At 40.6% G+C, this 13,372-nt stretch carries 9 protein-coding genes and 3 pseudogenes; 11 read left to right on the top strand and 1 reads right to left on the bottom strand.

Annotated elements, in window-relative coordinates:
• Positions 1–9: 9 nt before the first annotated feature.
• The 6 genes from deoC to P7J36_RS08480 all read left to right on the top strand — a co-directional run bounded on the left by deoC (position 10) and on the right by P7J36_RS08480 (position 5,934).
• Complete coding sequence (deoC, locus tag P7J36_RS08505) at positions 10–672, top strand: deoxyribose-phosphate aldolase (RefSeq protein WP_408551657.1); 663 nt, start codon at positions 10–12, stop codon at positions 670–672.
• The gene (locus tag P7J36_RS08500; protein ID WP_002940839.1) at positions 659–1,048 is read left to right on the top strand and encodes a cytidine deaminase; all 390 of its coding nucleotides are present in this window, start codon (positions 659–661) and stop codon (positions 1,046–1,048) included. The genes deoC and P7J36_RS08500 overlap by 14 nt, the downstream gene beginning before the upstream one ends.
• A gap of 80 nt (positions 1,049–1,128) precedes the next feature.
• Positions 1,129–2,196: a BMP family lipoprotein gene (locus P7J36_RS08495; RefSeq protein ID WP_002940836.1), complete on the top strand. Its 1,068-nt coding sequence runs from the start codon at positions 1,129–1,131 to the stop codon at positions 2,194–2,196.
• Between the two features lie 193 nt (positions 2,197–2,389).
• On the top strand, positions 2,390–3,925 hold the full coding sequence (locus P7J36_RS08490) for an ABC transporter ATP-binding protein (RefSeq protein ID WP_002935272.1): 1,536 nt from the start codon (positions 2,390–2,392) through the stop codon (positions 3,923–3,925).
• On the top strand, positions 3,918–4,979 hold the full coding sequence (locus P7J36_RS08485; protein ID WP_002935270.1) for an ABC transporter permease: 1,062 nt from the start codon (positions 3,918–3,920) through the stop codon (positions 4,977–4,979). The genes P7J36_RS08490 and P7J36_RS08485 overlap by 8 nt, the downstream gene beginning before the upstream one ends.
• 1 nt (position 4,980) lies before the next feature.
• Positions 4,981–5,934: an ABC transporter permease gene (locus P7J36_RS08480; RefSeq protein WP_408551658.1), complete on the top strand. Its 954-nt coding sequence runs from the start codon at positions 4,981–4,983 to the stop codon at positions 5,932–5,934.
• Positions 5,935–6,161: 227 nt separating this feature from the next.
• Here P7J36_RS08480 and P7J36_RS08475 read toward each other — a convergent pair whose 3' ends face one another.
• Positions 6,162–7,145, bottom strand: a complete 984-nt coding sequence (locus tag P7J36_RS08475; RefSeq protein ID WP_014637860.1) for an L-lactate dehydrogenase — start codon at positions 7,143–7,145, stop codon at positions 6,162–6,164.
• Positions 7,146–7,333: 188 nt separating this feature from the next.
• Here P7J36_RS08475 and gyrA point away from each other — a divergent pair, with 188 nt between their 5' ends.
• The 5 genes and pseudogenes from gyrA to galE all read left to right on the top strand — a co-directional run.
• A complete protein-coding gene (gene gyrA / locus P7J36_RS08470) occupies positions 7,334–9,778 on the top strand; it encodes a DNA gyrase subunit A (RefSeq protein ID WP_408551659.1) in 2,445 nt (814 codons plus the stop codon).
• Positions 9,779–9,784: 6 nt separating this feature from the next.
• On the top strand, positions 9,785–10,534 hold the full coding sequence (locus P7J36_RS08465) for a class A sortase (RefSeq protein ID WP_105131043.1): 750 nt from the start codon (positions 9,785–9,787) through the stop codon (positions 10,532–10,534).
• A gap of 224 nt (positions 10,535–10,758) precedes the next feature.
• A pseudogene (locus P7J36_RS08460) lies at positions 10,759–10,902 on the top strand (hypothetical protein); the annotation flags it as partial.
• Positions 10,903–10,905: 3 nt separating this feature from the next.
• A pseudogene (locus tag P7J36_RS08455) lies at positions 10,906–11,915 on the top strand (IS630 family transposase); the annotation flags it as partial.
• 394 nt (positions 11,916–12,309) lie between these two features.
• Positions 12,310–12,959: pseudogene (gene galE, locus P7J36_RS08450) on the top strand (UDP-glucose 4-epimerase GalE); the annotation flags it as partial.
• Positions 12,960–13,372 lie beyond the last annotated feature (413 nt).

The raw sequence follows: 13,372 nt of genomic DNA, 5'->3' as shown, positions 1-13,372 counted from the left end.
GAGAAAATAATGAAATTAAATAAATTCATCGATCATACAGTTCTTAAACCTGAAACAACAAAAGAACAAGTTACAAAGGTGCTAGAAGAAGCCAAAGAATATGACTTTGCCAGTGTATGTATCAACCCAACCTGGGTATCATTTGCTGCAGAAGGCTTGAAAGGTACAGATGTTAAGGTATGTACTGTTATCGGTTTTCCTCTAGGAGCTAATACACCAGCTGTCAAAGCCTTTGAGACCAAAGATGCTATTGAAAATGGTGCTGACGAAATCGACATGGTCATCAATATCGGTGCCTTGAAAGATAAAAACTATGACCTTGTTTTAGAAGATATTAAAGCAGTTGTCGATACAAGTGGTGATAAGCTTGTAAAAGTGATTATCGAAACTTGCCTTCTAACAGATGAAGAGAAAGTAAAAGCTTGTGAACTATCAAAACAAGCAGGTGCAGATTTCGTCAAGACGTCAACTGGTTTCTCAACTGGTGGTGCAACTGTTGAAGATGTCGCCCTTATGAGAAAAACAGTTGGTGCTGAGATGGGTGTTAAAGCTTCTGGTGGAGCTCGTTCCTATGAAGATGCCATTGCCTTTATCGATGCTGGGGCTAGCCGTATCGGTGCATCTTCTGGCGTTGCAATCATGAATGGAGCACAGGCGGATGGAGACTATTGATTTAATTGAATTAGCTGTAAAAAACAGTCAAAAAGCATACGTACCGTACTCAAAGTTTCCAGTTAGTGCAGTTCTTGTAGCTAAGACAGGAGAAATATTTACGGGTGTAAACATTGAAAATGCGAGCTTTGGTTTGACCAATTGCGCTGAAAGGACAGCTATTTTCAAGGCCATTTCTGAAGGAGTGAAAGATTTTTCTGAAATCATTATTTATGGTGAAACAGAAAAGCCAATATCTCCTTGTGGAGCTTGTCGCCAAGTTATGGCAGAATTTTTTGATAAGGATTTAAAAGTGACCTTGGTCGCTAAAGATAAATCGACAGTCGAGATGACAGTCGGGGAATTACTTCCATATTCCTTTACAGACTTAACCTAGTCTGTATGACAGTCATTTGACTGTAGCAATATTACTCTGCAACAATGTAGTTGCAAAAAGATTTTTAGGAGGGTTCAGAAATGAACAAGAAACTTGTTGGACTTGGTCTAGCAGCTGTTGCGGCTGTATCTTTGGCTGCATGTGGTAACCGTGCTTCAAAAAGCAGTAGCTCAGAAGCATCTTCATCAGCGGACACATCTGTGAAAGCTGCTATCGTTACTGACATTGGTGGTGTTGATGACCGTTCATTTAACCAATCTGCATGGGAAGGTCTTCAAGAATGGGGTAATGCAGCTGGTCTTTCTAAAGGTAATGGCTACGATTACTTCCAATCAGCTAATGAATCAGAATACATTACAAACCTTGATTCAGCTGTTGCTGGTGGTTACAACCTTGTGTTCGGTATTGGTTTTGCCTTGGAGAGTGCGATTGCTGAGGTTGCACCAAATAATCCTGACACACACTATGTAATCGTGGATAGTGTTGTTCCAGATCAAGACAACGTAGTTAGCGTAGGTTTTGCGGACCATGAAGCATCATATCTTGCTGGTGTTGCTGCAGCTAAGTCAACTAAAACAAACCACGTAGGTTTCATCGGTGGTATGGAAGGTGTTATCATCGATCGCTTTGAAGCTGGTTTCGTTGCGGGTGCTAAGTCTGTAAACAAAGACATCAAGATTACAGTTGACTATGCAGGTTCATTTGGTGATGCTGCTAAAGGTCAAACTCTTGCAGCTGCTCAATATGCTGCAGGTGCAGATGTTATCTTCCACGCTTCTGGTGGTACTGGTAACGGTGTGTTTGCTGCTGCTAAAGCAGAAAATGAAACTCGTAATGAAGCAGATAAAGTTTGGGTAATCGGTGTTGACCGTGACCAATCAGCAGAAGGTGAATATACTTCTAAAGATGGTAAGTCTTCTAACTTTGTATTGGCTTCAACTTTGAAACAAGTTGGTACTTCAGTTAAAGATATTGCAACTAAAGCTGTCGCTGGTGAATTCCCTGGTGGTCAAGTACTTCAATTCTCATTGAAAGATAAAGGTGTTGAATTGGCAGAAACTAACCTTTCAGAAGATGCTTCTAAAGCAGTTGCAGATGCTAAGCAAGCTATCTTGGATGGCAAAGTAGAAGTTCCTGAAAAACCTTAATGAATTTCTTTTCGACAATTCCGATTCGGCGACCCGACGGGGTCGCCGTTTTCGGGCTGAGATTTTTCTCAGTAAAGCCTATCAGCTATGGTAGGTTTTACTGACAAAAATGGTATAGTTGATGAAGAATTTTAAGTACTAAAGTGGTACTGAAGAATTTTCAGAAGGCTATAGTCAGAAAGGATAATAGATTATGACTAAGGATTATGTCATTGAAATGCGCAATATCACTAAGATATTTGGTGAATTTGTAGCAAATGACCACATCAATTTGAATGTCAGACGTGGTGAAATCCATGCCCTTCTTGGTGAGAATGGTGCGGGTAAATCTACTCTGATGAACATGCTTGCTGGCTTGTTGGAACCTACAAGCGGTGAAATTGTTATCAACGGTCAATCCGTGAAGATTGACTCTCCATCCAAAGCAGCCCAATTGGGTATTGGTATGGTGCACCAACACTTTATGTTGGTTGATGCTTTCACAGTTGCTGAGAACATCATTCTTGGTTCTGAAACCACCAAAGGTGGCGTGATTGACCTTAAAAAAGCTATCGCAGAAATTAAAGAACTTTCTGCTAAGTATGGTCTTGAAGTTGATCCAACTGCAAAGGTTGCAGATATTTCTGTGGGTGCACAGCAACGTGTAGAAATCCTTAAAACACTTTACCGTGGAGCAGACCTTTTAATTTTTGATGAGCCGACAGCTGTATTGACCCCTGCGGAAATTGCAGAGCTCTTGAAAATTATGAAAGCCTTGGTTGAAGAAGGTAAATCTATTATTTTGATTACGCACAAATTGGATGAAATTCGTGCAGTTGCCGATAGTGTAACAGTTATTCGTCGAGGTAAATCAATCGAAACAGTTGCCGTTGAAGGAGCAACAAACCAAGATTTGGCTGAGTGGATGGTTGGACGTTCCGTTTCCTTTAAAACAGAGAAAGTTGAAGCGAGTCCTAAAGAAGTCATTTTGTCAATTAAGGATTTGGTTGTCAATGAAAACCGTGGTATCCCAGCAGTTAAGGGCTTGTCGCTTGATGTTCGAGCAGGTGAGGTTGTTGGTATTGCCGGTATCGACGGAAACGGTCAAAGTGAGTTGATTCAGGCAATCACTGGTTTACGTAAGGTAAAATCTGGCTCAATCACTATCAAAGGTGAGGAAGTAGTTGGTAAAACTCCACGTAAAATTACAGAAATGCAAGTGAGCCACGTTCCCGAAGATCGTCATCGCGATGGACTCGTTCTTCCGATGACTGTTGCTGAGAACTTTGCGCTTCAAACTTACTATAAAGAACCGATTTCAAAAAATGGTATCTTGAACTATAATATCATTAATGAAAAAGCACGCGCATTAATGGAAGAATTTGATGTTCGTGGGGCGAGTGAACTCGTTCCAATCAAGGCTCTTTCAGGCGGTAACCAGCAAAAAGCTATCATCGCGCGTGAAATCGATCGCAACCCAGACCTTTTCATTGTTAGCCAACCAACACGCGGTTTGGACGTTGGTGCTATTGAGTATATTCGTAAGCGTCTCATTGCAGAACGTGATAAGGGTAAGGCTGTTCTTGTTGTCAGCTTCGAATTGGATGAAATTTTGGATGTATCAGATAGAATTGCTGTTATCCATGATGGCGTCATCCATGGTATTGTTGAACCTGCTAAGACCAATAAACAAGAGTTAGGTGTCTTGATGGCAGGTGGACATATTGAGAAGGGAGAAGAACATGCTTAATAAATATAAGAATTTGGCCCTTCCATTAATGGCTGTGGTCAGCGGTATCCTACTTGGAGCGATTGTCATGCTTGTTTTTGGCTACGATCCAATTTGGGGCTATGAAGAGTTATTCTATTCAGCTTTTGGTAATATCAAATCAATTGGTGAAATTTTCCGTGCAATGGCACCACTTGTTTTCACTGCTCTCGGTTTCGCAGTAGCTAGTCGTGCAGGTTTCTTCAACGTTGGTTTGTCTGGTCAGGCCTATGTTGGTTGGGTTTTTGCTGGATGGTTTGCCTTGGCGAATCCTGACTTACCACGTCCAGTTTTGATTTTGGGAACAGTCTTGATTGCTATGTTGGCAGGCGGTATTGCTGGAGCTATTCCAGGTATTCTACGTGCCTATTTGGGAACAAGTGAAGTTATCGTTACGATTATGATGAACTACATCTTACTCTATTCATGTAACTATATCATTCGTGATGTATTTGCAGATAGTTTGATGAAGAATACAGACTCGACAGTTAACGTGTCAGCAAATGCTTCTTACCAAACAGAGTGGCTCCGTGCATTGACAGATAACTCACGTATGAATATTGGTATTTTCTTTGCCATTATTGCAGTTTTTGTGATTTGGTTCCTATTGACCAAAACGACTCTTGGTTTTGAGATTCGCTCAGTGGGGCTTAACCCAACAGCATCGGATTATGCGGGTATGTCTGCGAAACGTACAATTATTCTATCTATGATTATTTCAGGTGCTCTTGCGGGTCTTGGGGGAGCTATCCAAGGTTTGGGGACTTTCCAAAACGTTTACATTCAAAGCGGTAACTTGGATATTGGTTTTAATGGTATGTCAGTAGCGCTTTTAGCTTCTAATTCACCGTTAGGTATTCCATTGGCTGCCTTTCTATTCGGTGTTCTTTCTGTCGGTGCCCCAGGTATGGTACGTGCACAGATTCCACCTGAATTGATCAACGTTGTTACTGCATCAATCATTTTCTTTATCGGTGTGAAATTTATTTTTGAACAATTATTAAAATCTAGAAATAAAGCGAAAGGAGCGAAATAAGATGAATGTTTCAATTCTTGCCTTACTCATTTCGCAAATGTTGATTTATTCAGCACCCTTAATCTTTACCAGTCTTGGAGGAGTTTTCTCTGAACGCGGTGGTATTGTAAACGTTGGTCTAGAAGGAATCATGGTTATCGGTGCCTTTGCTGGTGTTGTTTTCAATATCGAATTTGCAGGGACATTTGGTAATGCTACTCCATTATTAGCTGTTATTGTAGGAGGTCTTGCTGGTATTGTCTTTGCAGCTATTCATGCGATGGCGACGATTAATTTCCGTGCAGACCACGTTGTATCAGGTACGGTGTTGAACCTTTTGGCTCCAGCATTGGGAGTTTTCCTAGTCAAGGTTATCTATAATAAGGGTCAAACTGATAGTATTACTGAATCATTTGGTAAATTTTCATTCCCTATCTTGGCAGATATTCCAATCATTGGTGAAATTTTCTTCAAAAATACAAGCTTGATGGGTTATGTAGCTATTGCAACAGCATTTCTTGCTTGGTTCATCCTTTATAAAACCAAGTTCGGTTTGCGCCTTCGTTCAGTAGGTGAACATCCGCAGGCAGCGGATACTTTGGGAATCAATGTCTACGCTATGCGTTATGCAGGTGTGTTGATTGCTGGTTTCCTTGGTGGTGTTGGTGGAGCTGTAAGTGCTCAATCAGTGAATATCAACTTCTCTGCAACAACAATCGTAGGTTCAGGTTTCATCGCTCTAGCAGCTGTAATTTTTGGTAAGTGGAATCCAATTGGCGCTATGCTTGCCAGTCTATTCTTCGGTCTTTCGCAAAGTTTGGCAGTAGTGGGGGGACAATTACCAGGATTGAAAGATATTCCAACGGTTTATCTTCAAATTGCACCATATTTGATTACTGTTATTGCTCTGTCTGCTTTCTTTGGTAAAGCAGTCGCTCCTAAAGCAGACGGTATCAACTATATCAAATCTAAATAAAAAGGTCCAGTGGACCTTTTTATCATGAGCTCGAAAATACGAAAGCGAACAAGGTCCAGTGGACCTTTTTATCATGTTCTTTGCTATACAGGAAATGAATAATCATCCTATTCAAAGGAAGAGGAGTTATAGAGTCAACTGTCACAGATGGAATTGCTATGTTACGTTATGATATTAGAAGGTAAAAAAGGCGAGCCATTGCTCACCTTTTTTACTATTTTATATAATTAGTTTTTAACACCAGCTGCAATTTCTGGGTTTGCGAAAGCATCATCGATGATGTCTTTCAATTGTTTAGCAGATGCTTGCATTTTTTGCAATTCAGCTTCGCTCAATGGGATATTGACTGGACGAACGATACCGTGGGCACCGATGATAGCAGGTTGACCGATGAAGACATCTTCAACACCTTCGTATTGACCAGCTTGGTAAACTGACAATGGAAGTACTGCATTTTCATCATCAAAGATTGCTTTAGTGATACGTGCAAGTGCAACACCGATACCGTAGTAAGTTGCGCCTTTTTTGTTGATGATAGAGTAAGCTGCATCACGAACAGATACAAACAAGTCAACAAGACCTTGCTCATCGATATCGCGGTTATCTTGCAACCAGTCGTACAATTTCACACCTGCAACGTTTGCATGTGACCAAACTGCGAATTCAGAATCACCGTGCTCACCCATGATGTAGGCGTGTACTGAACGTGCGTCGATACCAATTTTCTCAGCCAATGCTTGACGGAAACGAGCTGAGTCAAGAGAAGTACCAGAACCGATAACGCGCTCTTTAGGGAAACCAGAGAATTTCCAAGTTGAGTAAGTCAATACGTCAACTGGGTTAGCAGCAACAAGGAAGATACCGTTGAAACCAGATTTAACGATTTCAGTAACGATTTGTTGGTTAATACGGAGGTTTTTCTCTACCAATTCAAGGCGAGTTTCACCTGGTTTTTGTGGCAAACCAGCTGTCAATACAACCAAGTCTGCGTCATGAGCATCTGAATACTCAGCAGAGTAGATTTTTTTAGGGAATGTGAAGGCCAATGCGTGGCTCAAGTCTTCTGCATCACCTTGAGTACGGTCTTTGTTGATATCGATGATACCCAATTCTTGACCAATCCCTTGGTTAACAAGAGCATAAGCATAAGCAGAACCTACGGCACCGTCACCGACAAGGATTACTTTTTTGTGTTGTTTAGTTGCAGTCATTGCTAAACATCTCCTTAGTTTTATTTGGGGATGACTTCATCCCGACCATATTCCATTCTAGCACTTTTTAAAGGTTTTGTCACTTGTGAAAGCACCTTTGAAAATGTTTACATGCTAGTTTCCAACAAAGAAATTTATTCGCCAATATGGTATAATAGAAGCACAATGACTGTTGAAAGAGGCATATAATGCAAGATAAAAATTTAGTAACGGTTAATCTGACCAATGAGATGAAATCATCCTTCATCGACTATGCGATGAGTGTTATCGTTTCACGTGCTCTGCCTGATGTACGTGATGGTCTGAAGCCGGTTCATCGCCGTATTTTGTATGGGATGAATGAATTAGGAATTACACCGGATAAACCACATAAAAAATCAGCCCGTATCACAGGGGATGTTATGGGTAAATATCACCCACATGGAGATAGTGCGATTTACGAAGCAATGGTTCGTATGGCACAATGGTGGAGCTACCGTCACATGTTGGTTGATGGTCACGGAAACTTTGGTTCCATGGATGGCGACGGAGCAGCCGCTCAGCGTTATACAGAAGCACGCATGAGCAAGATTGCGCTTGAAATGCTTCGCGATATTAACAAGAATACGGTAAATTTTGCGGATAACTATGACGCGAGTGAACGTGAGCCTGAGGTTTTACCTGCTCGTTTCCCTAACCTTCTGGTTAACGGAACGACTGGTATCGCCGTTGGTATGGCTACCAACATTCCTCCACACAACTTGGGTGAGACAATCGAGGCAGTTAAGCTGGTTATGGACAATCCCGAGGTAACAACACGTGAGATTATGGAAGTCTTGCCTGGACCTGACTTTCCAACTGGTGCCTTGGTTATGGGGAAATCTGGTATTCACCGGGCCTATGAGACTGGGAAAGGCTCTATTACTCTCCGTTCTCGTACGGAGATTGAAGAATATGGCAATGGCCGTGAGAGAATTGTCGTAACAGAATTTCCATACATGGTCAACAAGTCCAAAGTACAAGAGCACATTGTTAAATTAGTGCAAGAAAAGCGCATCGACGGGATTACGGCTGTTCGGGATGAATCCAACCGCGAAGGTGTACGATTTGTTATCGAAGTTCGTCGTGATGCTTCTGCTAACGTAATTTTGAATAACCTATTCAAGCAAACACAGCTTCAAACCAACTTTAGTTTCAACATGTTGGCCATCCAAAATGGTGTGCCGAAAATTTTATCTGTCCGTCAGATTTTAGAGTCCTATATTGAACACCAGAAGGAAGTCGTCACTCGTCGTACGCAATTTGATAAGGAAAAAGCAGAAGCGCGTGCTCATATTTTAGAAGGCTTGCTGATTGCTCTTGACCATATTGATGAAGTCATTCGCACTATCCGCAATTCAGAAACTGATGCTATTGCCCAGGCTGAATTGATGGAGAAATTTGACCTTTCTGAACGTCAGAGTCAGGCTATTCTTGATATGCGTCTTCGTCGTTTGACAGGTTTGGAACGCGACAAGATTCAATCAGAATATGATGAGTTAGTGGCATTGATTGCAGATTTGGCTGACATTCTAGCTAAGCCTGAGCGTGTTGTTCAGATTATTAAAGACGAATTAGAAGAAGTCAAACGTAAATATGCTGACCCACGCCGTACAGAATTGATGGTTGGTGAAGTTCTTTCCCTTGAAGATGAGGACTTGATTGAAGAAACGGATGTTTTAATCACTTTGTCAAATCAAGGCTACATCAAGCGTTTAGCACAGGATGAGTTTCAAGCTCAGAAGCGTGGAGGACGTGGGGTTCAAGGAACTGGCGTCAAGGATGATGATTTTGTACGAGAATTAGTCTCTACAAGCACTCATGATCGCTTGCTCTTCTTCACTAACAAGGGACGTGTTTACCGTCTCAAAGGCTATGAAATCCCAGAATATGGTCGTACTGCAAAGGGACTTCCAGTAGTCAATTTGCTTAAATTGGAAGAAAACGAGGCAATTCAAACTATTATCAATGTAACTAAGGACCAGGAGGCAGATAGTTATCTCTTCTTTGCAACCCGTCAAGGTGTGGTCAAGCGGACCAGTGTTTCAGAATTTGCTAATATCCGTCAAAGTGGTCTCAAGGCATTGAACTTGAAAGAAGATGACGAGTTGATTAACGTTTTCTTGACCAATGGCCAGGCAGATGTTATCATGGGGACCAAATTTGGCTATTCTGTTCGTTTTACAGAAACAGATGTTCGTAATATGGGCCGTACTGCGACTGGTGTTCGCGGTATTAAACTACGCGAGGGAGACCAGTTAGTTGGTGCGACCATGATTTCAGATGATCAGGAAGTTCTTGTCTTGACAGAAAAAGGTTTTGGTAAGCGTACCCCAGCCAGCGAGTACCCAACAAAAGGTCGTGGCGGTAAGGGAATTAAGACCCTTAAGGTTGCTGAGAAAAACGGTTCTCTGGCAGGTTTGACAACTGTATCTGGTGATGAAGACATTATGGTGATTACTGATACTGGTGTGATTATTCGTACAAGTGTTGCAAATATTTCACAAACAGGTCGTTCAACCATGGGTGTAAAAGTGATGCGCTTGAATGATGAAGCGAAAATCATGACCTTTGCCTTGGTAGATGCTGCCGAAATTAAAGAAGAAAAGGAATAAATAATCATGTCAAAACGTGAAAAAAAGAAGAAGAGTAAAGGTTCTTTTTGGCGCAATCTTTTAACAGTTGTATTGATATTGATTTCTTTAGCATTGATTTTTAATACATCAATTAGAAATTTTATTATTGGTTGGAATACGAATAAATACCAGATTAGCAATGTTACGACAGAGGATATCGAAAAGAATAAACAGGCTGAAACAACATTTGATTTCGATCAGGTTCAATCTATTTCTACAGAGGCTATTTTAGCAGCTCAGTGGGATGCACAACGCTTACCTGTAATTGGTGGAATTGCGGTTCCCGAGCTTGGTATCAACCTTCCTATTTTTAAAGGGGTCTTCAATACTTCGCTCATGTATGGAGCTGGTACCATGAAGGAAAACCAAGAGATGGGGAAAGGAAATTATGCGTTGGCCAGCCACCATATTTTTGGTGTAACTGGTGCGGCAGATGTTCTCTTTTCACCGCTTGATCGTGCTAAGAACGGCATGAAAATCTATATTACTGACAAGACCAATGTTTACACCTACGTTATTGATAGTGTGGAAATTGTTTCGCCTGAAAGTGTCTATGTCATTGATGATGTAGAAGGACGTACAGAAGTTACCTTGGTAACATGTACGGACTATAATGCAACACAACGTATCATTGTAAAAGGAGTTCTTGAATCAACAACTCCATATAATGAAACTGCAAAAGACATCTTAGATTCCTTCAATAAGAGTTATAATCAGTATGATTATGGACAATAAAACATCTATATATTGGCTCTTTGTCAACTGTAGTGGGTAGATGAAAAGCTAACACCTAGAGAGGACGAAATGCGTTCTCTCTTTCCTTATGTTTAAAACACAGATAGATTCAAGCTGATTTAATGAAATCCAGCCGAACTATTTGTGTTTTTATTTTTATCTCTATTATCTTGGACTAATTTCTTATACTTAACTAATTTCAAAAACTGAAGTATGATAGAAACATGGAATTTACTAACGAAATGATTAAAGAGCTCAAAACAGCTCTAAAAGATAAAAACTTAGCACCTTATCACAAACGTATTCAAGCAGTATATCTCAGGGCTATCCATACTCCCTACAAAACGATTATGGACATGCTGGATGTCTCACACGATACAATTTGGAGACTGACTAAGAAATATCAAGAACATGGCTTAACAGGGCTTACCTCAGATGCTAGAGGAGGTCGTCGCCACTCTTATATGACAGTTGGAGAAGAACAAGCCTTCTTGGGTGAGCAGTTAACTTCTGCTGTAAATGGAGAATTTGTAACTGTTGAATCCCTTTATAGAGCTTATCAAGATAAAATTGGTCGCACGACAACTAAAGATGGCTTCTACCAACTATTGAAACGTCATGGATGGGTCAAAGAATCAAAAGATTCTTTGAGACGGGAAATAAAGCTTACGCAGTAAGCAACAAAAGTAACTCCCCGTCCAGAACATCCAAAGAAAGCAGACGCCGAAACGATGATTCTAGCGGCTAAAAATAAAATATTTGTACAAGGAAAAATCGAGTAAGCGGTTTCTTGAACAAAATTCCTATAGGCAAACCCGTCTTCGCTTTCCAATTTGCGAGCTCAGGAAAAAGTCTGCTCCCAGCAGACTTTTTGTATCAAGATGAGGCAGGGGTTGGTTGGATTAGTAAACTAGGGGCATGTTGGAGCCCTAAAAAGCACCGTCCGAATATCTCAAGTCATCACATCCGCGAATTTCGTTACTGCTATGGTGCGGTAGATGCCCATACAGGTGAATCTTTCTTCATAATAGCTGGTGGTTGTAATACTGCTTGGATGAATGAATTTTTACGACAATTATCAGAAGCTTATCCCAATGACTACATCATTTTAGTCATGAACAATGCAAATTGGCATAAATCTCAGACACTTGAAATTCCTGATAATATTGAATTTACATTCATACCACCATATACCCCAGAGATGAATCCCATTGAACAAGTTTGGGCAGAAATCCGGAAACGTGGCTTTAAGAACAGAGCCTTTCAAACATTGGAATCAGTCATTGATAAGCTCCAAGAAATCATTTGAGGGTTAAATAGTGAGAATCTAAAAAGTATTGTCCATAGAAAATGGGTTTGTTCAGATTTTGAAATCGAATGAGTATAAACCTAAGACTTCACCAAAGCGTAGACCTGTTTTTAATTGAAGATAGAGCAAGTAGTCAAGAATATTGTATTCCTTGTTTATGCTATATTTTCAAGTTGATAGAAGCTTATAGTAATCAACAGTACTTGTGATAGCTTTTTCAGTTTTGACTTTCCGACTAGCTTGTCCTGCGATGATAACTCCGTCAGTAAAATCAGTAATGGAAAGTTTGTCTCGTTTAGCGAATTTTAATACTTTTCGTATTTCTGAATTTAGTCTTCTAACAGTATGGTTACATGCATTTTCTTCATGCGTTTGTCCTGCGGCGTGAGTTGAAAATTTGACAAAATGACGGGGGGGGGGGGGTATACTGGTAGCATTGCTGTTAATAAAATGGAAGGATTAAAACGTGCAGAAAATATTAATTACAGGTGGTTGTGGCTATATAGGTTCTCATACTTGTATAGCGTTACTTGAGGCCGGCTATGATGTTGTTGTGGTTGACAACTTGATTAACTCCAGCAAGAAAAGTTTAGAGGCGGTTGCTAATGTCACAGGCAAGTCTGTTATTTTCTATGAGGGAGATCTGTGTGATGAACAGTTTATTGAAGAGGTCTTCGCTAAGGAAGTATTCATGCAGCGATTCATTTTGCGGCACTTAAGGCTGTAGGCGAATCTGTAGAAAAACCTTTAGAATATTACCTAAACAACATCACAGGCACTTTGAATCTACTTTCTGTTATGAGAAAGCATCAGTGTAAAAAGCTAATTTTTAGTTCGTCGGCTACGGTTTACGGTGACCCAGAGGTTACGCCTATTCCAGAAGATGCAAAACTTTCTGTAACCAATCCATACGGTAGAACAAAATTGATGCTTGAGAATATTTTGCGTGATTTGTACCACTCAGATCAGACTTGGAAGATAACCCTGTTAAGGTATTTTAATCCTATAGGTGCTCATCAGTCGGGATTACTGGGAGAAAGTCCACAAGACATCCCTAATAATTTGCTTCCCTACATCACACAGGTCGCTATTGGTCAGCTTCCCTATTCACAAGTCTCGTGCTTTTATGTAAGAAATTTTTTTTGCTAATCAAAGCAGTTTTTGAGGCTAATGCTACTTCTCAGAGTTCGTGTCAACATCTCAGCGCAGTGGTTGATTGGCTTTAACAGTCCAGTGGACTGTTAAAGGTTGGAGATAGGATTTGTGAAACAAATCTCAGCAATTCGTGTTTTACACTCCAAATCTGACCTCTACGACTGTTGCGAACAGAGTTCGCTTCATTTCCAACCTCACAAGGTTCACTGAACCTTGTGAGCTGTGCGGGGGTGAGAAGATGAAAAAGGAGTTTTAGATAGAAGTGCTGAACTGTAAATGCAGGTTCTAAAAATAGTTTAAGTCTAGTGGTAAAAAGTCAATAGAAAGTTGAGAAAAATCTAGTTGTTTTTTTAGAAAACAGGGTACACTAAAAA

Origin of the sequence: Streptococcus suis (assembly GCF_046032115.1) — a bacterium.
Taxonomy (GTDB): Bacteria; Bacillota; Bacilli; order Lactobacillales; family Streptococcaceae; genus Streptococcus; species Streptococcus suis_AJ.
The sequence above is the reverse complement of the archived record's forward strand: the minus strand, read 5'-3'. Positions and strand labels throughout refer to the sequence as shown.

Excerpts from the sequence above, each read along its gene's own strand:
- deoC (WP_408551657.1), top strand. The coding sequence starts at position 10 with ATGAAATTAAATAAATTCATCGATCATACAGTTCTTAAACCTGAAACA.
- P7J36_RS08500 (WP_002940839.1), top strand. The coding sequence starts at position 659 with ATGGAGACTATTGATTTAATTGAATTAGCTGTAAAAAACAGTCAAAAA.
- P7J36_RS08495 (WP_002940836.1), top strand. The coding sequence starts at position 1,129 with ATGAACAAGAAACTTGTTGGACTTGGTCTAGCAGCTGTTGCGGCTGTA.
- P7J36_RS08490 (WP_002935272.1), top strand. The coding sequence starts at position 2,390 with ATGACTAAGGATTATGTCATTGAAATGCGCAATATCACTAAGATATTT.
- P7J36_RS08485 (WP_002935270.1), top strand. The coding sequence starts at position 3,918 with ATGCTTAATAAATATAAGAATTTGGCCCTTCCATTAATGGCTGTGGTC.
- P7J36_RS08480 (WP_408551658.1), top strand. The coding sequence starts at position 4,981 with ATGAATGTTTCAATTCTTGCCTTACTCATTTCGCAAATGTTGATTTAT.
- P7J36_RS08475 (WP_014637860.1), bottom strand. The coding sequence starts at position 7,145 with ATGACTGCAACTAAACAACACAAAAAAGTAATCCTTGTCGGTGACGGT.
- gyrA (WP_408551659.1), top strand. The coding sequence starts at position 7,334 with ATGCAAGATAAAAATTTAGTAACGGTTAATCTGACCAATGAGATGAAA.
- P7J36_RS08465 (WP_105131043.1), top strand. The coding sequence starts at position 9,785 with ATGTCAAAACGTGAAAAAAAGAAGAAGAGTAAAGGTTCTTTTTGGCGC.